General features: G+C 67.3%; 45 protein-coding genes. 13 read left to right on the top strand and 32 right to left on the bottom strand.

The features are described 5' to 3' along the window. Positions 1–47: 47 nt before the first annotated feature. From AB0B63_RS07110 to AB0B63_RS07120, 3 genes are all read left to right on the top strand, one after another. The gene (locus tag AB0B63_RS07110) at positions 48–569 is read left to right on the top strand and encodes a hypothetical protein (protein WP_357015320.1); all 522 of its coding nucleotides are present in this window, start codon (positions 48–50) and stop codon (positions 567–569) included. 437 nt (positions 570–1,006) lie between these two features. Further along, positions 1,007–1,777: a helix-turn-helix domain-containing protein gene (locus AB0B63_RS07115; protein WP_357015322.1), complete on the top strand. Its 771-nt coding sequence runs from the start codon at positions 1,007–1,009 to the stop codon at positions 1,775–1,777. A 23-nt stretch (positions 1,778–1,800) separates the two neighbouring features. After that, the gene (locus AB0B63_RS07120; protein ID WP_357015324.1) at positions 1,801–2,130 is read left to right on the top strand and encodes a hypothetical protein; all 330 of its coding nucleotides are present in this window, start codon (positions 1,801–1,803) and stop codon (positions 2,128–2,130) included. Positions 2,131–2,256: 126 nt separating this feature from the next. On the opposite strand, the gene AB0B63_RS07125 is transcribed toward AB0B63_RS07120, so the two are convergent. From AB0B63_RS07125 to AB0B63_RS07275, 31 genes are all read right to left on the bottom strand, one after another. Continuing rightward, positions 2,257–2,673, bottom strand: coding sequence for a hypothetical protein (locus tag AB0B63_RS07125; protein WP_357015326.1), 417 nt, complete (start codon positions 2,671–2,673; stop codon positions 2,257–2,259). After that, on the bottom strand, positions 2,670–2,930 hold the full coding sequence (locus tag AB0B63_RS07130) for a hypothetical protein (protein WP_357015328.1): 261 nt from the start codon (positions 2,928–2,930) through the stop codon (positions 2,670–2,672). The genes AB0B63_RS07125 and AB0B63_RS07130 overlap by 4 nt, the downstream gene beginning before the upstream one ends. Next, the gene (locus tag AB0B63_RS07135) at positions 2,927–3,208 is read right to left on the bottom strand and encodes a hypothetical protein (RefSeq protein ID WP_357015330.1); all 282 of its coding nucleotides are present in this window, start codon (positions 3,206–3,208) and stop codon (positions 2,927–2,929) included. The genes AB0B63_RS07130 and AB0B63_RS07135 overlap by 4 nt, the downstream gene beginning before the upstream one ends. Before the next feature lie 5 nt (positions 3,209–3,213). Beyond that, positions 3,214–3,606, bottom strand: a complete 393-nt coding sequence (locus AB0B63_RS07140; protein ID WP_357015332.1) for a hypothetical protein — start codon at positions 3,604–3,606, stop codon at positions 3,214–3,216. After that, positions 3,603–3,866, bottom strand: a complete 264-nt coding sequence (locus AB0B63_RS07145; protein WP_357015334.1) for a hypothetical protein — start codon at positions 3,864–3,866, stop codon at positions 3,603–3,605. Before AB0B63_RS07145 ends, AB0B63_RS07140 begins: the two co-directional genes overlap by 4 nt. 135 nt (positions 3,867–4,001) lie before the next feature. Then, positions 4,002–4,199, bottom strand: coding sequence for a hypothetical protein (locus AB0B63_RS07150; protein WP_357015336.1), 198 nt, complete (start codon positions 4,197–4,199; stop codon positions 4,002–4,004). After that, positions 4,199–4,843 (bottom strand): hypothetical protein, encoded by a 645-nt coding sequence (locus AB0B63_RS07155; protein WP_357015338.1) that lies wholly within the window; start codon positions 4,841–4,843, stop codon positions 4,199–4,201. The genes AB0B63_RS07150 and AB0B63_RS07155 overlap by 1 nt, the downstream gene beginning before the upstream one ends. Before the next feature lie 47 nt (positions 4,844–4,890). After that, positions 4,891–5,133, bottom strand: a complete 243-nt coding sequence (locus AB0B63_RS07160) for a hypothetical protein (RefSeq protein WP_357015340.1) — start codon at positions 5,131–5,133, stop codon at positions 4,891–4,893. Continuing rightward, a complete protein-coding gene (locus AB0B63_RS07165; RefSeq protein WP_357015342.1) occupies positions 5,126–5,332 on the bottom strand; it encodes a hypothetical protein in 207 nt (68 codons plus the stop codon). Before AB0B63_RS07165 ends, AB0B63_RS07160 begins: the two co-directional genes overlap by 8 nt. A gap of 161 nt (positions 5,333–5,493) precedes the next feature. Beyond that, entirely contained in the window at positions 5,494–5,907 is a 414-nt protein-coding gene (locus tag AB0B63_RS07170) for a hypothetical protein (protein ID WP_357015344.1), read from the bottom strand. Between the two features lie 2 nt (positions 5,908–5,909). Then, positions 5,910–6,098, bottom strand: a complete 189-nt coding sequence (locus tag AB0B63_RS07175; protein ID WP_357015346.1) for a hypothetical protein — start codon at positions 6,096–6,098, stop codon at positions 5,910–5,912. Positions 6,099–6,109: 11 nt separating this feature from the next. Continuing rightward, positions 6,110–6,334, bottom strand: a complete 225-nt coding sequence (locus AB0B63_RS07180; protein ID WP_357015348.1) for a hypothetical protein — start codon at positions 6,332–6,334, stop codon at positions 6,110–6,112. Between the two features lie 102 nt (positions 6,335–6,436). Beyond that, a complete protein-coding gene (locus AB0B63_RS07185) occupies positions 6,437–6,643 on the bottom strand; it encodes a hypothetical protein (protein WP_357015350.1) in 207 nt (68 codons plus the stop codon). A 99-nt stretch (positions 6,644–6,742) separates the two neighbouring features. Then, complete coding sequence (locus AB0B63_RS07190; protein WP_357015352.1) at positions 6,743–7,120, bottom strand: hypothetical protein; 378 nt, start codon at positions 7,118–7,120, stop codon at positions 6,743–6,745. A 13-nt stretch (positions 7,121–7,133) separates the two neighbouring features. Then, the gene (locus AB0B63_RS07195; RefSeq protein ID WP_357015354.1) at positions 7,134–7,511 is read right to left on the bottom strand and encodes a hypothetical protein; all 378 of its coding nucleotides are present in this window, start codon (positions 7,509–7,511) and stop codon (positions 7,134–7,136) included. A gap of 469 nt (positions 7,512–7,980) precedes the next feature. Then, complete coding sequence (locus AB0B63_RS07200) at positions 7,981–8,586, bottom strand: hypothetical protein (RefSeq protein ID WP_357015356.1); 606 nt, start codon at positions 8,584–8,586, stop codon at positions 7,981–7,983. 84 nt (positions 8,587–8,670) lie between these two features. After that, positions 8,671–8,994 (bottom strand): hypothetical protein, encoded by a 324-nt coding sequence (locus tag AB0B63_RS07205; protein WP_357015358.1) that lies wholly within the window; start codon positions 8,992–8,994, stop codon positions 8,671–8,673. An 18-nt stretch (positions 8,995–9,012) separates the two neighbouring features. Next, positions 9,013–9,270, bottom strand: a complete 258-nt coding sequence (locus AB0B63_RS07210; protein ID WP_357015360.1) for a hypothetical protein — start codon at positions 9,268–9,270, stop codon at positions 9,013–9,015. A gap of 151 nt (positions 9,271–9,421) precedes the next feature. Continuing rightward, entirely contained in the window at positions 9,422–9,568 is a 147-nt protein-coding gene (locus AB0B63_RS07215) for a hypothetical protein (protein ID WP_357015362.1), read from the bottom strand. 268 nt (positions 9,569–9,836) lie between these two features. Next, a complete protein-coding gene (locus AB0B63_RS07220) occupies positions 9,837–10,022 on the bottom strand; it encodes a hypothetical protein (protein WP_357015364.1) in 186 nt (61 codons plus the stop codon). Positions 10,023–10,102: 80 nt separating this feature from the next. Next, on the bottom strand, positions 10,103–10,564 hold the full coding sequence (locus tag AB0B63_RS07225) for a hypothetical protein (protein ID WP_357015366.1): 462 nt from the start codon (positions 10,562–10,564) through the stop codon (positions 10,103–10,105). Next, positions 10,561–10,845, bottom strand: coding sequence for a hypothetical protein (locus tag AB0B63_RS07230; protein WP_357015368.1), 285 nt, complete (start codon positions 10,843–10,845; stop codon positions 10,561–10,563). The genes AB0B63_RS07225 and AB0B63_RS07230 overlap by 4 nt, the downstream gene beginning before the upstream one ends. Positions 10,846–10,937: 92 nt before the next feature. Next, positions 10,938–11,126, bottom strand: coding sequence for a hypothetical protein (locus AB0B63_RS07235; RefSeq protein ID WP_357015370.1), 189 nt, complete (start codon positions 11,124–11,126; stop codon positions 10,938–10,940). After that, on the bottom strand, positions 11,126–11,284 hold the full coding sequence (locus tag AB0B63_RS07240) for a hypothetical protein (RefSeq protein ID WP_357015372.1): 159 nt from the start codon (positions 11,282–11,284) through the stop codon (positions 11,126–11,128). Before AB0B63_RS07240 ends, AB0B63_RS07235 begins: the two co-directional genes overlap by 1 nt. A 74-nt stretch (positions 11,285–11,358) precedes the next feature. Beyond that, positions 11,359–11,484, bottom strand: a complete 126-nt coding sequence (locus AB0B63_RS07245; protein WP_357015374.1) for a hypothetical protein — start codon at positions 11,482–11,484, stop codon at positions 11,359–11,361. Between the two features lies 1 nt (position 11,485). Further along, positions 11,486–11,641, bottom strand: coding sequence for a hypothetical protein (locus tag AB0B63_RS07250; RefSeq protein ID WP_357015376.1), 156 nt, complete (start codon positions 11,639–11,641; stop codon positions 11,486–11,488). Then, positions 11,638–11,955 (bottom strand): hypothetical protein, encoded by a 318-nt coding sequence (locus AB0B63_RS07255; protein ID WP_357015378.1) that lies wholly within the window; start codon positions 11,953–11,955, stop codon positions 11,638–11,640. The genes AB0B63_RS07250 and AB0B63_RS07255 overlap by 4 nt, the downstream gene beginning before the upstream one ends. Beyond that, positions 11,952–12,284, bottom strand: coding sequence for a hypothetical protein (locus tag AB0B63_RS07260; protein WP_357015380.1), 333 nt, complete (start codon positions 12,282–12,284; stop codon positions 11,952–11,954). The genes AB0B63_RS07255 and AB0B63_RS07260 overlap by 4 nt, the downstream gene beginning before the upstream one ends. Continuing rightward, positions 12,284–12,562, bottom strand: coding sequence for a hypothetical protein (locus AB0B63_RS07265; RefSeq protein ID WP_357015382.1), 279 nt, complete (start codon positions 12,560–12,562; stop codon positions 12,284–12,286). Before AB0B63_RS07265 ends, AB0B63_RS07260 begins: the two co-directional genes overlap by 1 nt. Continuing rightward, positions 12,559–13,101: a hypothetical protein gene (locus tag AB0B63_RS07270; protein ID WP_357015384.1), complete on the bottom strand. Its 543-nt coding sequence runs from the start codon at positions 13,099–13,101 to the stop codon at positions 12,559–12,561. Before AB0B63_RS07270 ends, AB0B63_RS07265 begins: the two co-directional genes overlap by 4 nt. Before the next feature lie 159 nt (positions 13,102–13,260). Further along, on the bottom strand, positions 13,261–13,998 hold the full coding sequence (locus tag AB0B63_RS07275; RefSeq protein WP_357015386.1) for a GntR family transcriptional regulator: 738 nt from the start codon (positions 13,996–13,998) through the stop codon (positions 13,261–13,263). A gap of 158 nt (positions 13,999–14,156) precedes the next feature. On the opposite strand from AB0B63_RS07275, the gene AB0B63_RS07280 reads away from it, so the two are divergent. From AB0B63_RS07280 to AB0B63_RS07290, 3 genes are read left to right on the top strand one after another with little or no spacing between them, the layout of a single operon-like run. Then, positions 14,157–14,402: a helix-turn-helix transcriptional regulator gene (locus AB0B63_RS07280; protein ID WP_357015388.1), complete on the top strand. Its 246-nt coding sequence runs from the start codon at positions 14,157–14,159 to the stop codon at positions 14,400–14,402. Between the two features lie 2 nt (positions 14,403–14,404). Further along, positions 14,405–15,001, top strand: a complete 597-nt coding sequence (locus AB0B63_RS07285; protein WP_357015390.1) for a GIY-YIG nuclease family protein — start codon at positions 14,405–14,407, stop codon at positions 14,999–15,001. A 2-nt stretch (positions 15,002–15,003) separates the two neighbouring features. Then, positions 15,004–16,044 (top strand): hypothetical protein, encoded by a 1,041-nt coding sequence (locus AB0B63_RS07290; RefSeq protein ID WP_357015392.1) that lies wholly within the window; start codon positions 15,004–15,006, stop codon positions 16,042–16,044. 10 nt (positions 16,045–16,054) lie between these two features. Here the strand turns inward: AB0B63_RS07290 and AB0B63_RS07295 are convergent, their stop codons facing one another. Beyond that, the gene (locus tag AB0B63_RS07295; RefSeq protein WP_357015394.1) at positions 16,055–16,522 is read right to left on the bottom strand and encodes a hypothetical protein; all 468 of its coding nucleotides are present in this window, start codon (positions 16,520–16,522) and stop codon (positions 16,055–16,057) included. Between the two features lie 101 nt (positions 16,523–16,623). Between AB0B63_RS07295 and AB0B63_RS07300 the strand changes: the two genes are divergently transcribed. From AB0B63_RS07300 to AB0B63_RS07330, 7 genes are all read left to right on the top strand, one after another. Further along, complete coding sequence (locus AB0B63_RS07300; RefSeq protein WP_357015396.1) at positions 16,624–16,797, top strand: hypothetical protein; 174 nt, start codon at positions 16,624–16,626, stop codon at positions 16,795–16,797. Next, positions 16,794–17,531 (top strand): helix-turn-helix transcriptional regulator, encoded by a 738-nt coding sequence (locus AB0B63_RS07305; RefSeq protein ID WP_357015398.1) that lies wholly within the window; start codon positions 16,794–16,796, stop codon positions 17,529–17,531. The genes AB0B63_RS07300 and AB0B63_RS07305 overlap by 4 nt, the downstream gene beginning before the upstream one ends. Positions 17,532–17,612: 81 nt before the next feature. After that, positions 17,613–18,383, top strand: coding sequence for a hypothetical protein (locus tag AB0B63_RS07310; protein WP_357015400.1), 771 nt, complete (start codon positions 17,613–17,615; stop codon positions 18,381–18,383). A gap of 14 nt (positions 18,384–18,397) precedes the next feature. Continuing rightward, positions 18,398–18,796 (top strand): hypothetical protein, encoded by a 399-nt coding sequence (locus tag AB0B63_RS07315; protein ID WP_357015402.1) that lies wholly within the window; start codon positions 18,398–18,400, stop codon positions 18,794–18,796. Then, on the top strand, positions 18,793–19,182 hold the full coding sequence (locus AB0B63_RS07320; protein WP_357015404.1) for a hypothetical protein: 390 nt from the start codon (positions 18,793–18,795) through the stop codon (positions 19,180–19,182). The genes AB0B63_RS07315 and AB0B63_RS07320 overlap by 4 nt, the downstream gene beginning before the upstream one ends. A gap of 26 nt (positions 19,183–19,208) precedes the next feature. Beyond that, positions 19,209–19,436 (top strand): hypothetical protein, encoded by a 228-nt coding sequence (locus AB0B63_RS07325; RefSeq protein WP_357015406.1) that lies wholly within the window; start codon positions 19,209–19,211, stop codon positions 19,434–19,436. Then, on the top strand, positions 19,433–19,630 hold the full coding sequence (locus AB0B63_RS07330) for a hypothetical protein (protein ID WP_357015408.1): 198 nt from the start codon (positions 19,433–19,435) through the stop codon (positions 19,628–19,630). Before AB0B63_RS07325 ends, AB0B63_RS07330 begins: the two co-directional genes overlap by 4 nt. The last annotated feature ends 9 nt before the right edge of the window (positions 19,631–19,639 follow it).

Consider the following 19,639-nt stretch of genomic DNA (forward strand, 5'->3'; position numbering starts at 1 on the left):
CGGCTACATGTTGAACCTTACAACATCGATGTTGTAAGGTTCAACCCATGGAGCAGAGATTCTTCGGCCGCGACGCAGCCCGCCAAGCCGGCCTCACCGAAACCACCTGGCGCTCATACGGCTCTACCGGCCGACGACCCGAACCCGACGGCCAGGAAGACGGACGCCCCTACTGGCACACCAGCACCCTCAACGCATTCCGCGCCGCCCGCACCGGCCAAGGGGAACGCACCGACCTCCACGAGCAGCCCGAACCAGTCATCCGCGCACTCCTCGACTGGCTTGTCGCCGGAGACGACCGCACCCCCCGGGCCCGGTTCGACGACCTGACCGACGCGTTCAAGACTGACGAGCAGCGCGGACCATCCGACGGCTTCGCACGCTTCGGAATGACCCTCACCCAGTGGGCCGCCACCAGCAGCCAGCCCGCCGACACAGTGGACGCGCTGGCGACGTACCCGTGGCTCACCGCCACCTGGCGCACCGCAGGGCAGCTCTACTTCACGCTCATACCCAGGATCACCGCCAACCCGGAACTGGCCGCCGCCATCGCCGCCAAGAACACCTGACCCGCCGGCAGGTGTGCCCCACACTGGTCCTTGCCAGCGTGGGGCACGCCGTGCGAAACTCGGGGCATCCCCGCCGTGGCGGGGTACTCATCATCCCTAGAGGGATTGCAACACCTCGGCAGACAGAATCGGCCCCCACCCTTGCGGTGGGGGCCGATTCTTGCGTTCACGTCCAGGTCGACGAAAGCCCCCGTCAGCGACAGCCGGCGGGGGCTCCACCACGTCCAGGAAGGGCATCGCCGTCGACCGCCATGATCCGGGCAGACGGTAGGATGAAGGCACAAAAGAAGACGGGCCCGGCAGGAGTTGGCGCTCCTGTAATCCGGGCCCTTGATCGCCGTAGGAGGGCGACCCACGATGAGAGTACGAGTGTACTCCGTCCGTACTGGTGTGCGGATGACGATCAAGCCTGCTGTCGATGTGACGGCGGTGACGCCGTGATCAAGCGAGCGCCGCTACCCACCCGAGACTTCTTCATCCTCCGCAACGCTGTCGCCCGCGACAGGCGGATCAGCTACGTCGCCCGGGGAATCCTCGCCGAAGCGGTGTCCCGACCCGCGAACTGGCGGATCACCGCCGAGACCCTGGCGGCCAACACCGTCAAGGGTGAGGGCATCAAGACGATCCGTCGGGCGCTCACCGAGCTGGAGAAGGCCGGCTACCTGGAGCGGAAGCGCGTCAGGGCCGACGACGGTCGGATCGGCTGGGAGCATGTCTTCTACGACGTGTCGCAGCCGCACCTGGTAGACGTTTCCGCAGGTCGGACCATAAGTCCCAAACCGTCGGACGGTATCCCGTCGGATGGCGAAGGCTGTTCTATAGAAGAACTAGACCGAAGAACTGTGGAAGAAGATGTTCCTGTCCTGTCCTGCCCCACCTTCGCAAGCGAAGGCGGGGGAGACGACATCGAACCTGACGACAGCGGCGAGAAACCTGCCAGCGGCTACGACGCATCGGCTGGCAACTGGCGCGACGAGGACCGCGCACTGTTCCGCTCGCTTGTCGGCGAGAAGCTGACCTGCGAGGGCGGCAAGGACTCCCGTTGGCCGAAGGGCACTTGGACTGCCGACCTGTGGTACCGGGCGTTCCGCATCAACCGCCGCCCGCCCATCAAGTGGCCCGGCCGCTACTTGGAGAGCATCCACGAAGAGAATCCCCGTACCGGCGTCTTGGACTGGCTGGACAACGAAGGCTTGTCCCCCGAGTAACCCCACCTTGAAGGAGAGCGATCATGACCGACAGCAGTGAGCTTCTGGACATCGTGTGCGATGTGGACGTGCCCCGCGATGGGGAGAACACGGCGGTGCCGCAGATTTGGCTGAAAGACCTGTTCCCCGAGTACCCCACGGTTGGCCTGGTGGTGTTCCTGCTCAGCCATGATCTCGGCGAGGTGGTGCCCGGGTTGGTGTTGGCGGAGCGTGGGCACCCGAACGATCCGCCGGTGGCGGAGATGGTTCGTGAGCTGAAGCGTGGCGGCTACCTGGTGCCGGAGTCGGTGGACGGTGTGAAGCGGCTGAGGCTGGTGCATCCGGCCCGCCTGGGGCCGCTGCCTACCGCCTGACGATGGCAAGTGCCATGGCAAACGCCTAGCAAACCGGTAGCAAGTTGCCATCCTTGCTGCGGTTGCTGACGCCAGCAAACGGAAGGGGCCACCCCCACGGCGGAGGCGGCCCCAGGCGGACGTTCGTCAGGCGGTCTCGCCGGGCAGCGGGTAGTTGTGACGAACAGCGTTCGGACCATCCCACAGCGCCAGCGCGGCGGCGGCAACCGCCGAGTCGAGCAGCGGACGGACGCGGGGCCAGTCGGTGAGTTCGACTGCTGCCAACAGTCCGATCACGAGGGGTGCCCGAACGTTGGCGTCGAGGGCGTACCGCTTCACTTCGCCCGGCGTGTACATCTCCCACAGTTCGCAGACGGCGGCGGTGACTCGCATTGCGGTTTCAGCGATGTCGCCGTCGAGACGGCCGGTGAGGGCGTGGTATGCCGCGTCGTAGGCCAGCTCATCGAAGCGCAGGGCGGGGTCGAAGTGTTCGTGGTCCATGGTGCCTCCGGTGGTGTTGGTGTTGGCGAGCGTCCAGCGGGAGTCGGTCTGCGCTGCGGTCACGGCGTCTCCTTCGGGGGGCGTACGCGGACGGTGCGGGTTTCCTCCAGCCTCGGCCGGTAGGTGACGATCACGTTCTGCTTCTTCCGGCCGAGCCGGTCGGCGATCTCCTGCCAGGGGGTGTTGGGCCGGAGTGCGGCGACCAGCTGGACTTCCTGGTCGAACACTTTGGCGCGTTCGGCGTCGAGCTGTTGGCGGCGTTCGTAGACGGCGGCGAGCTGGTCGAGCAGGTCGGCTTTGGTGGTGGGCGTTTCGGTCACTGTGCGGCCCGCGCGTCGTACTCGGCGAGCGCCTTCCGTCCGGCGTCGGTGAGCCGGATTCCCCGAACGTGGAAGTCGTCATCTTCGGGGTCGGTCTCGCACATGCCGGCGGTCTTCATGACCCGCACCTTGCCGGTGACGACGGTGCCGAGGTGTCCGCCCTGCGCGCCCTGGCGGATCTCGCCGGGTTCGTCGGTGAACCAGTCTTCGGTGACCGCGCCAGTGTCGATGGCGCGCAGCAGAGCGGCACGGGTGGGGGTGATGGTCAGGCCGGTCATGGTGGTCACGCCTCCTTGCTGGTGATGGCCTGCCGTGCCGCAGCTACGGCGTGTTCGATCTCGTCCAGCAGGGCGGGTACGTCACGGCGGCGTCCGTTGCGGTGATCGCGGGCCAGTTCCTCAATCAGCCGGGCCACCTCGCGGAACTTCTCCGCGTTGTGCGCCTGCACGACCTCGGGGGCGTTCAGCGGCTTGAGAACGGGCGAGCTGTAGCTGCTGCTGCCGACCTTGGTGAGGCGCTGGCGGTTGAACCGTTCGTCGTTGTCGCAGACGATCTGTGTCTTGGTGAGCTTAACGATGGTGGTGGTGCGGTAGCTGCCGTCACCGTGGTAGCTGTCGCGGTAGATGGCGACGGTGTTGCCTTCCCGAATCCAGTCGGCGTCGGTCATGGTGGTCACTTCCCGTTCGTGTCGTGGGCGTCGAGGACTGCTCGGCCGGTGTCGGTGAGCTTGTACGGCTGGCCTCGGTGCTCGTGTCCGCGCTGCCGGGGTAGCAGCTCGATGTGGCCGGCGCGGAGGGCGGCCTGCGCTGCGCCGGCTACGCGGCCTCCGTCGGGGGCTTCGAGGTTGATCCAGTCGTAGCCGCCGTAGATGGAGTGGAAGAGGTCGCCGCGCTGGGCGGCGCGGAGGATGCGGATGCGGGAGTCGTTGAGCTTCATGGTGGTTGTTTCCCTTCCACGCCCCGGGTTGGTATGCAGACCATACCATGGCATGACAGTCATGCCAATCCTGTTCATCCCCACACACGAGAAGGCCCGCCACCACCACGGCGACGGGCTCCCCCACACCACACCTCACGGCACAATCCGACGCCCCTTGTCCACCGCCGGGTCATACCGACCCTCCAAAAAATCGATGAACCGGTTCGCGTGCCCCACGCGAGACTCCACCGTCTTCTCCGCGTACGAGCCGTCACGATGACCCTGCTCGTACTCGTCAGCCAGCACCCGCAACGCGGCGATCTGCTCGGCAGGCAGCTTCGGGGTCGACATCAACTGCTCCCTTCGTCGGAGACCACATCCAACAACTCCGCTGCCCGCGCCGTCCACACCTGCACCTCGCCGTCCGGCACCTTCCCGAAATCCCAGTCGCACTCCCGCTCGTAACGGTAGGCAGGACCGAGGCTGTTGGCGTACAGCCACCGTGCAGCCCGCTCGCCGCCGTCACGCGGCCCACCGTCGAACACCACCACCCGCTCGTCGCACACGCCGTCGCTGTTCCAGTGCCGCACGACCAGCCTGTCGTCGCGCCCCGGCCCATCCCCCGGCAGCCCGCCCGTGATCTCCACCAAGGTCATGTTGCGGCGGCGCTTGAACGGGTCGCTGCTGGTCGACTCGGCGGCGTGATACCGCTTCCACACCTCAGCCTCGACGCGGTTGCCGTCGGAGACGTACGCGGACACCCCGAACCCGGACATCAGCCCGGGGCGCAGGTACACGCCCAGGTGATGCCCGTCGCCGCTGACACCTTCGGTGATGCCGCCGTTGCGGGCGCTGGTGTCGAGGGTGAGGCCGGCAGTCACGTCGGGCGGCCGATCCACGTACGTGTACCGCTGTGTGACGGTGATGCGCCGGCCATGGGTGAGCAGGTTGCGGATGCGGGCGGCGATGTGGGGCATGGTGTCGACGGCGGCCATGCAGGTGACTTCACGCATGCTGATGACGCGGGCAGGGTTGGCGGTCATCAGGTGTCCTTTCCGGTGATGACGTTGAGCCCACGGCTGGCAGCCCTCGCCTGGTAGCGCGGAAGGGTCTGATTGGCCGGCAGGATCGGGGCGTCCAGGTCCGCATCGGTGCGGGGTGCCGCCTCAATCGGGGTGGCGAGACACGGGCATGACTCGCACCCTTGGAGCACGTTGTGGGTGTACTGGTCGTGTCGGCAGAAGCGGCACGCCCACCGCCCGCGCAGGTCGGTCAGGTCAGCCATGGAAGGTCACCCACCAGACGACGGCGGTCCACGCGACAAAGGCAGTGCAGGTCATGACGGTTGCGACAACCCTCGCGGGAGTAGCGGACAGCCAGTCGATGCCACGGGACAGCCACGACAGGGGCGGGTACTGGTAGGGCCAGGCGAGGATGCACAGAACGGCCAGGGTGCGCGCGTACGGCAGACGACGGTCAGCCACGGGACGCCTCCATCTCTGCGGCGGTGGGCACGTATCCCCACCAGTAGTCCCCGCCGGGGACCTTCGTGTGGTGGCGGTCGCCGGTGTGGCCGGCGTCCTTCTGGCAGCGAAAGAACCTGGCGGCGTCTGCGGGCTCCCCGCACACCGGGCGGTTGACGGACTCAGCCACCAGTGGCCTCCACCCGCGCATACGGGCACTCCCACCCGATCCGCTCAGCCTCCACCGTCAGCATCTCGCGCCACCCCTGCGGTGGCGGGAACTCCGTGTTCTCGCTGTCGCCGTCGTAGTACAGGTTCGCCTTCCCGGTGCGCCCACCGAAGGTGATGCCGAGCCGTTCGGCGTCGGCGATCAGCGTGTCGATGACGGTCCGGATGCCGGTGGTGGTGCCGCCGGAGCGGACGTAGTAGCGGGTGTGCAGGCGACCTTCGGTGGAGATTTTGCCGGCGTCGGCGTTGTCGTCACCGGCGAAGCCGTCGTCGTAGAAGTCGACGTGCCCGGCCCATGCTTGTCGGTGCCCGTACCAGCGCAGGGTGATTCCGGTGGCCCAGTATCCGGTGCTCGATTCGAGTATCATGATCACTGCTCCTTCGGGGTGCCGGTGGGTACGCGGGTGAGCATCCCGCCGTTGGACAACAGGTGGTCGATCTCCCCGTCGGTCATGGTGTCGCCCAGCCTGTTGGTCCACAGGCTGATGCCACCTTTGACCCAGGTGGTCCAGAATGTCTCGACGACGGCCCCGGCGGGCAGATCCTTGGCGGTCTTCATCTGCGGCATGGTCACTGCCCTTCCGGTCCGCTGAGCAACTGGTAGTTCATGACGACGATGCTGCTGAGCGGCCCCTCATATCCGGCCTGCGTCATGCGTTCATGCACCTTCTGTGTCAGCACCTCCACGTCGGCGAAGCGGTTGACGGGCCGGTCGTAGGGGACGCTGGTGCTGCCGAAGCCGAACCCCAGCGGGCCGCAGTGGCTGTAGGAGACGAAGTAGATGTGCGGGTCCATGTCGCCGAATCCCTTCGGAGTGGTTGTCGGGTGGGCTGGGTTGTGGTGCCTCCGGCCGCATCTGATGCGGCACCCTCACGGCATGATCGGAGGCTGGGCGGGTCAGCTCGTGGGGTTCCAGTTGCGGCCACCCGAGCGGCGGTGCCCGTTGATGCGCCGGTCGGCTTCGTCGAGGGTTGCGGCGACACTCCACCGGAGGGGATTGGCGACCGCCACGATCTTGTAGTCGTCGTCCGCTCCGGGCCTGTGGGTGACTTCGTAACGAGCGTCTTGGCTGAGCCACTTGCCGGGTTCGGTGGGGATGAGCATCGCTGCGGCTCCTCTGCTGGTTGGTGGTTGGGTGGTGTTGTCGCCGGTCCGGGATACGACTCCCGGGCGTGCGGCCTACCTGACCGACCGGCGGGAAGGTCACGCCTCGGCGGCGGGGATGCCCAGGACTCGCCCGGCGTAGAACGCGGCGTTGGCGCTCGCGCTGTCGTTGCTGTCGTGGCGGGATGCGATCAGGTGCAGGATCGCCTCTTCCTGCGTGTGGTGCCGCCAACTGGTCGGCTTGCCGTCGATGACGAACGTCCACAGGACGGTGTCCCCGTCGGTGACCTCGACCAGGTGGTCTGCGCCGAGGGTGATGACGTCGGTGACCCGCTTGCGGCTGCTGCGGAGGGCACCGGGCCGGGTGGGGAGGACGATGTCGGCGATGCGTCGGAACTCGGTCTGCTGGTCGCGGATCTGCTGGAGGGCGGCGTCACGCTGGCGGTCGAGGAAGGTGGGGCGGGCGTCGTCGGTCATGGCTGCGCTCCTGTCAGTTGAAGTAGTCGGGGTCGTCGGTCATGCGGCGGCCTTCGGCGATCAGCCGGCCTAGGAACGCCCGCTGCTCGTGGGTGGCCTCGTGCGGGGCCTGGTGGATGGTGGCGGCTTCTTGGGCGACCGCGTATTCGGCGAGCCCGTACCAGACTCCGGCGTCGCCGCTGGCCGCCCAGTAGAGGGCGATGTCGGCCGCGTTTTCGGCGTCGCAGTCGTATCCGAAGTCGGCGCACTGGTCGCCGTCGCAGGCAGGGATGTGCACGATGAGGGTTTCGATGATGGTTGTGGTGGTGGGGAGTGCCCGGAATTCGAGGATGCCGGTGGGGGTGCTGTACAGGTAGCGGACGCTGTCGGCGGTGTGGCGGGTTTCCTGCATGGCTGCCTCCCGGTGAATCTCGGTCCGCGTTATGTGACCAGTCTAAACGCTCAACCCATCCGGGTCAACAATGCGGACCGAGTTTTCTTACTCGTCTTGAACAGCAGCCTTACGCGGCCGACCACCCACACCCGCCCGGTCCTGGTACCGCGCGAACCATGCCTCAATCTCGGCACGCCGCTCCGCAGACCACCACGGACGCGACCCCGACCGCGATCCCTCACGGCCGCCGATCCGCCCATCCGGCTCCGGGAACGGATCGGCAGACAGCCGGCCGCCCGGCTTCGACCGCTGCAACGCCTTTGACACCGACGTCGGCTTCACCCCGCCAATCTCGGCGACATCAGCCATCAACAGAACAGGCAGGTCAGGCACAGCACACCCCGAAACTCGGTCTACGTTGTCTGACACAGCGTAGGCGATCACTCGGGCCTCCCTTCATTGCGCACCGGCGGGGCGCGGCCTCACCTCAGGCGAGGATCAGGCCCTCGTCGGCGGACACGTGGCCATAGAAGCGGACGTCGAAGTAGTCGGTCGTGATGTCGGAGCCGTCGTAGTTGTAGGCGTTCATCACGTCCTTGATGGCGCGGGCGAATGCCTTCAGTTCGGGGGTGGCGACTCGGCGGTATCGAGGGTTGGTGCAGCCGTCTTCCGGGCCTTCGGTCCATCCCCACTCGTCAGGAATGCCGGAAAGCTGGACATTGATGGAGCCCCCACCGGAGTAGCACTGGGTGCGCACGCTGACTTTGATTCCGGCGGGGGCGTCGCCGATCGGATCGGCGGTCTTCACCGCGCCGGGGGTGGCGGTCATTCTGGCGATCTTCCGCGCAAGTTTCACCTCGGCGCGGATCAGCTTGGCGATGTCGGTGAGCCGGAGGTTACGGGTGTCGGCATACTTGCCGCCGTACCAGCGCCGGTCGGCGAACCCGCCCGGGGCGGTGTCGGCGAGGAGTTTGCGGAAGCGGTCGAGCATGCGGTTGGCGGCGGCGCGCTCGTGTTCGGGGGTGGTGGTGCGCTTGGGGTCGGCGAGGGTTTCGAGTGCGCGGATCTTGTCTCGGATGGCCTGTGCGTTCATTACCGCCCCCTAGGTTCTCGGTCCGGGTTACATGGACCAGTCTAGGCCCGATCGCGACGTGGGTCAACAATGCGGACCGAGTTTCTAGGGTTCAACCTCGACCGGCTGGCAGAACGGACACACATCCCCCTGCCAGCCGTCACACTCCGCCCCCTCCCACGCATGCTCCGCATCCGCGAAATGCTCCCCATCCCCCACCGCCAGTCCACACACCCGACACTCCACCAGCACACAACCCGCCTCATGCAGGAACGGCACCGGCGGGATCCGCTCCGGCCACCGCGCCCACACCTCGGCGATCGGCGTGAAGAAGTCGGTGACCTCGTAGCGGTGAATGTCGGTGGGTTCGCCGCCGCAGTGGTCGACGACAAGAACCCAGCAGCGGGCGGGAAGCCGACGCAGGGGCATGGGGGGGGGGGGAGTCTCCTACTGGCCGAGGGGTACGTCGGTCCAGGCGGCGACCAAGGCGGCCCCGTCACGCCACAGCCGGTAGGTGCCGTCGGCGCAAACGTGCTCGACGTACCAGCCGCGCCCGTGCCCGGCCACCTCCACCACCACGGGCTCGTGGGCGGCGAGGGCGGCGCGGTGTCGTTCGGCCTGCCGCACGTGCGCCTCAACCGGGGTAGGCGGGACGGCACGGCGGTGGATGCGGGCAGGCTGGGCGGTGAGCAGCGGCGGCGTCATCGGTTCTCCCTCGTCGGGCAGTTGGCGGGGCAGGGGCTGACCTCGGTGTCGGTGCCGCACACGCAGCGCGTCGACCTGGGCGCAGGTGGGGGTAGCCGGCGGGTGGGGCGGGGGCGACCGTGGGTGGCCACCCCCGCCTGCATGCTGCCGGTCACCGCTGACCGTTCCGAGCGGTTTCGCCCGTCGCCGGCTTCTGCTGTCCGCTGGGGTGGGCGACCTCGTAGGCGCGGCCGTGCCACTGCACGTACTCGCCGGCCTTCTCGTCCCACGTCACCCGGCCGGACGGCTGCCCGCTCACTGCTGGCCGCCGGCAGGGTGGACGGCGGCACCGACACCACGACGCTGCGCGGGCGGCCTGGCCTCGACGCGGAGGGCGGCGAGGATCGTACTGGTGCAGGCACGGCACTTACCGCAACTGCATCGGATAGCGTTGGCCATGGTCGGCCTCCTTCGGGGGGCTGGTTGCCCGCCCGGGGTCGCAACCCCCGGATGCCGGGCTGGTCTCCTGGTTGGGGATCTGGCGGGGTGCGGTGCTTGTCGAGGGCTGCCGCACCCCGCCTCCGTGTTCAGTCCTGTTGGCCGCTGCGGAGCCGCCCGGCCCGCTGCCGCAGGTTGGCAGCCTGCGTGCGCATCCGGTCCGGGTCACCGGCGTTGCCGGGCTGCTCGGCGGACTCGTCCAGGAACCGGGCGGCGTCCTCGCACTGGGTTGGGTCGGTCGAGTCGTAGCGCATGAAGTGGTAAACGGTGGCCATGCGACCTCCAGGGGTGGGTGGTCCGCCGGTTGTGGCGGCTCCGCGTGCGCCCGAGTGACGGGTCGGGCACCACGGGGCCGTCACAGCAGCCGGGAAACCCCCACCACAGCCCCCACCGCCGCGCCGGCAGCAATCCCCAGCCCGGACAGGAGGACAGCCACCCGCAACTTCCGGTACTTGCGGCGCACCGCCCACGACGTGCCCGCCAGCCGGGTTGCCTGCTGCCGGTGGTCTTCCAGCACCATGCTGATCACCTCGTCCGGGTCGGCTGCGCTGGCGTAGGCCATGAACCCCCACATGCCGGACAGGTTGGGGGCGAACACGGTCAGGGCGAGCAGAGTGGATGCCACCAGCGGGGCGAGGGTTCCAGCAGCCACCCCGGCGATCGCCCAGGCGGGCGACTGGGTGAGTGCGGCCCCGGCGACGCCGATGGCGGCGAAGTTGAGTGCGAGGAGAACGCTGACTTTCGTGTCGATGCGATTGTTGTGGGCGTCGGTTCGCTCGTGGACATGGTCGAGTAGGAGGCCCGTGTCGACGCTCACCGGTCGGCCCCGATCAGGTAGGCGACGACCTGCATGTCGTGGTCGTCGACACCCATCTGTTCGGCGATGCGCTGGAGCAGCCACCGGTCGGCTGCCCCGCTGATGCTGCGGTGCACGGTGACCGCGTCGAGTAGCGCGGTTTGCGTTTCGGTGAGGGCGACGGTGACCGGGACGACCGCGCGGCGGGTCCACAGCAGTCGCTGCCAGGTGGTCATCCGGTCGAGGTCGCCGTCCACGGTCAGCCAGCGGCGGCGTTGGCTGCCGGCGGTCGTGTGGTTCATGCGGGGGTCTCCTTGGTGGGTTGGTTGCTGGCCGCTGCGGCGACCCCGCCGGGCCGGAAATGCTGGGTCCGGCCCGACAGGCTCACGGCAGGTCAGCGGTCGAACAGGCTCGGCGCGAGCGCGTACAGGTGCGGGTCGCGGTGCAGCGGCGAGTCCTTGCAGTTGTCGACCCACGTCTGGTGGGTGTGGCAGGTGCGCCGGTCGTCGCCGTGCATGCCCTGGTCTTCGGCCTTGTCGTCGGCGGCCAGGGCGGCGGCGAGCTTCGGGTCGGGGCGGCCCATCAGTGGCCGTACCCGAGGGAGGCGCGGATGGCGGTGCGGCGGGTGTTGGCCCGGCCGGGGCGGACGCGGATGGTGCGCTGCTCCCCGTCGCTGCTGTGGACGGTGCGGACGGTGCGGATCTCACGGGCGGTGTAGCCGATGCTGGCGCTGGCGAACATGGTTTGCTCCTAAAGCGGGATGAAACGGATGTGGGTGGGTGTGGTGGCCCCGCCCCATCGACGGGGCCACCAGGTCAGCGCTTGCTGTTGTTCTGCTTGGCGTCGCGGTCGGTGGGCTTGTCCGGGCCGTCCAGGTCGGCGCGGATCTTCTCCCACTCGCGGATGTTCTTCCGGTCGGTAATCCCGACGACCTTGCCCATGTCAGGCCCCGTTACGGGCGGCGGTGGTGCGCGGACGGTACGGCTTGTTGACCGGGCTGTTGGCCGGGTAGCGGCCGGCGAGGACAGCGGGGACGGCGTTCGGGTCGGCGGCCTGCCGAACAGATCGGGGCAGGTTGCGCAGCGAGCGGGGCGTCACCGCTTCACCTCCACGGACTGCACCTTGCCGTCACGCACCTCGATGGCGCGGTCCGACTGGTAGCCGGCAGGGTTGCTGCCCCGCAAAGCCGCCTCGCCCAGGGTGGACAACACCACCGGAAACACGCCCGGCGTGCTGTCGGGTGCCGTCCGGTAGGCGAGCCCCCGGGCGATCGCCACCACGATCAGCAGCCGCAGCTCACCGATGGTGGCGATGTCCACGCTGTTGGGTACGAAGATCGACTCATATTGGTCGGCTTCCACACCACCGGCGGCGATCACGGTGAGGGCGGTGTGCTGGGTAGGGCCGCTCATCGCTGCACCCGCCTGCGGCCAGCATTGATGGAGTCCTTCAACGCCTCGGCGAGCAGGGCCGCGCGGGCGAACTCGGCCATCGACCCGTAGGTTCCCTCAGCCCGGTTGATGTCGCAGACGGCCAAACCTTCGGTGATGGTGCCGTCCGGGGCGATCTCAACCCGCTGGGTGACCTGGATGCGCCACTTCGTGTTGTCGTGCCAGTCGGTGCCCTCCCAGACGCGGGAGTAGTGGTCGACGACGCCCGGGTCGGGGATGCGACATCCGACGCACCAGGACGGCTCTTCGGGCATGAAGTATCCGGCGCGGGTGATCGTGGGTGCGGTCATCAGCGGACTCCCTCGACCTGGTCGGCGAACAGTTCGACGGCGGTGAGCAACGCCCGGAGGGTGTCCAGGTGCGCGGTGAGCGGGGCGATGCCGTCGGCGGTGACGTGGACGGCGGTGTTGCCGTACAGGTGGCTGCCGTCGCTGCGGGTGGTGTCGGGGCGCTGCACCCACACCTGCGTGTCGTGGATGGTGCCGATGAGGTGCCGGTGGGTGATGTCGGTGCCGGTGGTGGCGCAGTGGGTGGGCTGGCACCAGGCGGGGTGCGGGGTGGGGATCATGCCGCCACCGCCTTCACTGCGGCCATGCCCTGCTTGGTGAGGGCCAGCGACACGACCCGCTTCCGCCGGCCCTCGAAGGTGAGCGTCCCGTAGCCCTTGCGGGCGAGCGCCCGGAGGGTGGCGGCGGTGATGCCATCCCCCACGTAGACGACCCCGGCGCGGTGGGCGTTGATCGCCTTCTGCTGCGGCCCGGTGAGGGGCGTGAGGTGCGCGCCGGCCATGGTCGGACGGACCTGCCGGAACTGGCCGGTGGTGGCGATGTCGGCGAGGCTGCGGGTGATGACCTGCTCCGCCTCGGCAACGGCGGCGACAGCCGGGGCGTTGATGTGGGCGGCGACCTGCTCGGCCGTGTGACCCTGCCGGGCGTGGTCGCGGATCGCGGCGTACCGGGCGCGGTAGAGGTCCCGGTCGGCGGTGGTGGAGCAGAGGGCGTCGATGCGCTCGGCACCGGCGTAGACGTTGATTGCGTAGCCGCCCTCGACGGTGCGGGACGCGGTGACGGTGAGGTGCCCGTACTTCTTGGTGACGGGCGCGGGCATGCTGACGAAAGGCTTGATAGCCTGCACGACGGTTCCCTTCGGGGTTCCGATGAGGCCCCTGCACCGGTCATCCGTCCAAAGATCCCGGTGTGGGGGCTTTCCCTTGCAGAACTAACCTTGCCGCACTGGCATGTGAAAGTCAAGGCTTCCACATGCTTGTTAGGCGTCGAAGTTGTAGACCACCTCGTACGCCTCCGCGTCCAGCACCATCCGCGTGACGTCCACGCATCGATCCTTGGACCAGGCGAACCGCGTGATCTCCAAGACCATCGCCTTGTTCCTCGGCAGCCTCAACAGCTCGGCCTCATCCGGCAGCGGCGGGCGGCCGACAAGCCGCTCCGTGAACCGCTCCGGCTCCCAACCCTGCTCGGCGAGCCGCGCGAACACGCCCCCCTTGCCGGTGTCGTGGTAGACGATCGCCGTCCCGCGCGCCAGGTCGACAGGGATATGCGACTCGGCGATCTGCACCCGCCGGCCGTCGACCTCGAACACGCGGAAGCGCCGCACCACCGGTGAGCCGACCTCAATCCCGAGCGGTTCGGCGACATACTCCGGGGCGGGCACCTCGTCGACGCGGGCATCGAGGTCGCGCCACCGGTTGCCGGTGTCCTTGTCCTGGATGGCCTTGCCGCTCCCCCACTGCTTGCGTGAGAGCCGGTCGGGGGACTCGCGGACGATCCGCGCGAACTGCTCGCGGACAATGCTGGCCGCGCCCTGCCGGGAGATGATCGCGCCCTCAGCCCGGAGTGTGGCGACTGCCTGCTGCACTGCCCCACGGCCCATGTCGTGCTGGGCCATGAGTTCGCTGATGGATGGCAGCTTCGATCCGGCGGGCAGCTTCCCGGTGCGGATGTCCTCCCTGAGTTGGGCCGCGAGGCTGGCGGCGGTCCCTGGCATGTCAAACCCCCCACTGTCGTATGACAGCAGGTTACGTGGACAGCTAGAAGGTGCCCGCATCATCCGGACAACTTTGAGAGGGTTGCCAACTTTCACGTAAAGGGTGATGTAAGTTCCTCTGACTTGACTTGCATGTGACAGTGAGGAATGATCAGGTCATGCAAATGAGCGAAATCATGCTGCTCGTCGAGGCCCACAAGAAGGCCCGCAGCGGCGACGCGAAGCGCATCCGGCAGCAGGCCGGACTGACCATGTCCCAGGTAGCCGCCGTCGTTGGCGTCGGCGAGTCCACCGTCAGCCGCTGGGAAGGCGGCAGCCGCAAGCCCCGAGGTGAGCACGCCTTGAAGTGGGCCGCCCTGCTCAACGAGCTGGAGCGCGCACAGGTCAAGCCGGTCGCAGCCTGACCATGACCAGCCCAAGCGAAGAGGAATCGATCTTCGGCGTCTTTGAGGCGACCGTGCAACATCTCAACCTCGTCCACCGCAAGATTCAGCAGCTCGAAGCGGCCCGGGTCCAGGCCGAAGAACAACTCTTCCACTCCATTAGCAGCGAACATCGAGCGGGCAACCTCAGCAACGACGACCTCATCGATCTGTACCTCGCCCTGCGCGACCAGTTGCCCCTTCCGTTCATCAAGCGGTGGAATGCCGCCCTCCCGATCTCGGCGCAGGCCGCATGGACCCGAGCGCCGTGGAGGGGGCGGCATGAACCCAACGGACCAAGCGAGCACTCTTGGATTGGCTCACGGCCGATGGGTCGGGAGTCTCGCGTGCCCCGCTTCGGCGTCGCGGTGGTCTACGTCCTTTACGACGAGGCCGGCGAGCCGATCTATGTCGGCAGCACCGACCAGTTCCGTGTGCGCATCGGTCGACACGAGCGCGGCGAACTGCCATGGGTGGCGTACATGGCCCTTGAGTGCGCAGACCGCGAGGCGGCCTACCAGACGGAAGACGAACTCCTCAAGACCCGGATGCCGCCGGGGAATAAGAGAGCAGGCCGCTAGCTGTGAGCATCGATCTCATCCTGGAGGTGATGGATCACGCTCCGGCCGACCTCACCTCAGGTGAGCGGATGGTGCTGACCGTCATCGCTGAGCGCGCCAACGACAAGACGCGCATTGCCAAGCAGAGCAGCCGCTGGACCCTCGACACCGTTGCCCACCGAGCCGGCGTCAAACGGACCGGACTCAAGAGCATCTTCCAAGGACTCGCCCGCAAAGGCTGCGAGGTTCGGGTGCCGGTGAAGGTAACGCCGGAGGGGAAGCCCGTCTTCGCGTTCGAGGGCACTGCGGTCACGTTCAAGATTCCGAACCTCGCCGAGAGGGGTGGTCACAGCATCCCCACTCAGAGGGGAGGTCAGAGCATCCCCACTGAGCCGGCAGAGGGGATGCCACAGCATCCGAGAGGGGAGGCTGTGGCATCCGAGAGGGGTGGTCACAGCCACCCCCAGTCCCTCAAGACCCTCAAAGAACCCTCAAAGAACTCTTCTCTCTCTGCTCGTACGTCTGTCACTACCGCGCGCGAAGACGTCGACACCGGAGAGAGAGACGAGGTGGCTTCGCCTGAAAATCCAACCCACGACCGACGCCACCACTGGGTCATCGAAGCCGGATGCCCGCCACACCTCGCCGAAGAAGTCGTCGACCACCTCGAAGGCAAGCACGGCGTCAAACACATCGGCTGGTGGAAGAAGGTCCGCAGCGAAGGCGACCTGCCCGCCCTGGTGCAGGAAGCCCTCAACAACACCCCCCGCTGCGTCCGCTGCAACGGCACCGGCGAAGTGTGGTTGGAAGAGTTCAGCACCACCGCCAAGTGCAGCGCCTGCCCCACCGGCCCCGCCGCCCACGACCACCAGGGCCGCACCAGCGACCGCGAGAACGCCAACAGCCGTAACGCCCGGGGATGGCTCGACATCGAGGTAACCACCAGCCCTCGCCGCATCGGCAGCAGAAGCGAACCACCACCCGGGCACCGGCAGCGACCAGACGGCAGCTACATCATGGTGGACTCTCGCGACCCCAACATCGAATGGAGTTGGGACCAATGACCCTCAGCGGCTACCCCACATCCTCGAACGGGTCACGGCCGATCAGATCCACGCACGCCGCCCGCACGTCGATCCTCGGCGTCTCGTCGCGCATCAGATGCTCGGTGACGTGGTCGAACATGGGGGCAAGCTTCGCCACCTCGTCCTGTGACAGCACCGCCGCCAACGTCTGCCCCTCGGTGGTGGTGAACCCCACCGAGTACAGCTTCGCCGCAGGCAACCACGACAAGGTGAACGGGCCGATTGTCTTCGGCGGGGGGACGGCGGTCCGCTGCCGCTCCTCTTCCGCCTGGTCGACCAGTTCGGGTTCCCGACCCAACACGTCACGCATGATCTGCATCGGGCTGACCGGCTGCCCGGGGTGGTCGGCCGTCCACTGGACCAGGGCTTCGGCCACCCGCCGCGCTTCGTCGCCGTGCATCTTGAACTGGTATCGCGGCTGTGTGGAGTCAGGGGCCGGCTGGGGATCAGTCGTCATGCACGGCACCGTACGTACGAGCCGCCCCGGGAACTGTCCTTGATCCGACCCGAGCAGGCCGTAACCAAACGCCGCAAAGCTATGACCAGGAGGTTGACGCCATGACCGACCCTCAACCAACCGCAACCGGCAGCATGCACCGCCTCGACGGCGACCTGTGGATCGGCGTAGTCAACGACTGCACCCACACCATCGGCCCCGACACCATGGACCGCATGCAAGACGAACTCGAAGACCACATGCGCACCTGCCCCGACATGGAGGCCAACCAGTGACCGAGCCGATTCGCCACACCCTCCCGACCACCGCCCCGAACCCGGCCGACACTGGCCTGTTCGCCGAGGCATCTGTAGATGATCAAAGAAGACTCCAAGCCCTTGCCGAAGTCTTCGTCACCCGGCGAACCGAGCTGGGCTACACGCAGGCTGAGTTGGCATCAGCAGGCGGAGTCTCCCTGGCCACGGTCCAAGGAATCGAGAACGCCCGTGGTGGGGCGAGTTTGCGCGCGAGAACCACAGCCGGGCTTGAGCGAGGATTGGCATGGAGGCCCGGCAGCATTCGTCGGCTGCTTCAAGGAGCCGATCCCGAGCCGATCACGCTGCAACGCACCCCGACCGCCGACGACGCGGGTTCCCTCCTGTTCGCCAGCCCGGCACCCAGCACCATCACCGACCCCACCTCCGGGCAGAAGTACCAACTCCGCAAGCGACAGCTGTCCCGCAAGCCGTACCCCCGCTGGCGGGACGAAGACATGCCCCTACGGCCCGGCGACGTGATCGCTGTCGGCCTCACTCACAACCGTGCCGTCATCGGTGAGGTCGCCGGAGTCAACGACCACGCATTCCGCCTCAACCAGTACAACCGCACCGCCGACGTCTTCAACACCGGAACCACCGTGATCGGCTGGCAGCAGGTCGAAGAGTTCGGTCCTGTCGCCCGTAGGCGTGGTGCCGCTTGGATGATGCAGGAGCTGTTGAGGTGGGCCGAGAACTGGCAGGTCCACGACTGATCGAGCATGGCCGCACGGATCTGCTCGCCCCCGCCGTGTCCCGAGGATGACCCCCACCCAACCCAGCACCGGAGGAGCGCCATGCCACCCAAGTTGACCGTCCAGAACGCCGAGATCCAGACGGCATCCGTGGAAATCAAAACCCTGACCGTCTCCGGCAAGCAGGTCACGCTCGCCGTCTTCCGGCAACTTCACCGGGGATCGGTATTCGGTGAAGACGGTGACCTGCGGGGGGAACTCTGGGGGACTGTCAACTATCACCCCGAGGCAAAGGAGTGTGCGGGCGCTGAGCACTGGCATGTTGTCTGGCAGTCGGGCAGTGAACTTCGTCGGGCGCTTGTGGCCGCCGACCCGAGCTGGTACCTACGTCCGCGTCACATCCCAGAAGGATCACGGTGGTTGAACTCGGTCGTCTTGGATCACGTCACTACCGGAACCTCATACTTCGACGACGGGGCTGCCCTGCCGGTCGTCTCGCGCTACAACAGTGCGAGCCATATTCGTGGCGAGGCTGAGGTTCATGGCCTGGGGATCACTGTTGACGCATCAGACACGGCTGTCGCCGCCTATAACGCGGTCATGGATCTACGTAAGTGGGAAGCTCGGCAGGAAGATTGGCCCAGCCCACGCGAATCCTTCTGGGGCGATGACGATGGAATCCCACATGAGAGGAAACGAGCCGTGAAAGCTGTCGCCGCCCTGCGTGAGGAAGTAACGGCGTATGGCTTCTCGACAGACCACCTGTTCGAGAAGTTCCAGCTCGCAGTGAGATCCGAGGTCGACCGCCTCGACCGCCTTCGCCAATCGCACGCAGCTATCGCAGCCCTGCCCCAACTCTTCATCGCGGTCTGAGGGGTGCAGGTCAAATGATCGAGTACGTCAGCCGCAGCGGCGAGCCGGAGGCCATGAACTGCCCGGCCTTCATCTGCGATGCCTGCCGCAAGCAGGTCATCGGGCCGGGGAACATTCTGTGGGCCATCCGCCTCGGCGAGGATGCCGAGCGGGCATCAAGCCCGCTGTACGTGGCGCACAAGGGCCGCTGCGACCAGGCGGTCACGGCCCTGCTCGAACACCTCTACCCGTTCGATGAGGGCTGGCACAGCAACCTGTGGACCGAGATCGAGGCATTCCTCGGCCCGCTGAACAACAACGCGGTCCACGCCTTCGCCGACGACCCGGACGGCACCTACCACGACCACGCGCTGATCCAGCCCGGCGGCATCATCCTCCCCACCTTCGCCTCACCGAAAGGGGAGCTGCCTTGATTGACTCCCTTGACCCCGCCGTTCAGAACCTCTACCGGCACATGACGCTCATCTTCGACGAACTCGACGCCGACGAGGGCAAGGAGTGGCATCTGTGGGATGCCCTTGCCTGCTGGCGGCACTGCGGACACGGTCACTATCAGCCGTCCGGGCTGGTGCCACACAACATCACCGAGCACATGCCCCGGCTCGAAGAACTCTTCCGGCAGGCACACGGCTGGATCTGGTGGATTAAAAGCGCACCCAACCGTCGCCCTCTGCCCCGGTTCGTGCCGTGGGACCGCTGGTCGTGGCTCGCGTCCCTGCGGGGGACCGAAGCGGCGCGAGCCACCAACGAGGAACTAGACGAGATGTACCCGGCCGATCCTGTCGCCCCTCGCGGCTGACCCCAACCACCCACGGAGGAACCCGCATGTTGACCGAAGCGAAGCAGACCATCGGATTCGCCGTCCTCACCGTCGCCGCTTTCACCTCGACTGTCGCCCTGGAACCGTCCAGCCCGTTCGGGATGGTCGCCGCCACCGGTGCAGGTGTCGCCCTCGGCCTCACATTCCTGTGCGGCTCTCACTGGCTGCGGGAGCGGCACTGTCAGCGTGTCGCAACCGCGCTGCACGACGCCACGCACGGAGGCACCCGATGACCAACACTCCGACCGTTGACAGCCGCTGGCAGCGCCGTGACGGCACCATCGACACGGTCACCCGCCTGTCTGTCATCCACGACCGGCCGAACGTCCACTACACGAGCACCCGCCCCGAAGGTGGCTGGGGTGTGGGCGTGAGCAGAACCGACGTGTTCGTGGCCGCGCGCACCCTGCTCGACACCCACGCCTGAACCCGACGG

Source organism: Micromonospora sp. NPDC049081, assembly GCF_040648835.1.
In the GTDB taxonomy this organism is placed as follows: Bacteria; Actinomycetota; Actinomycetes; order Mycobacteriales; family Micromonosporaceae; genus Micromonospora; species Micromonospora antibiotica.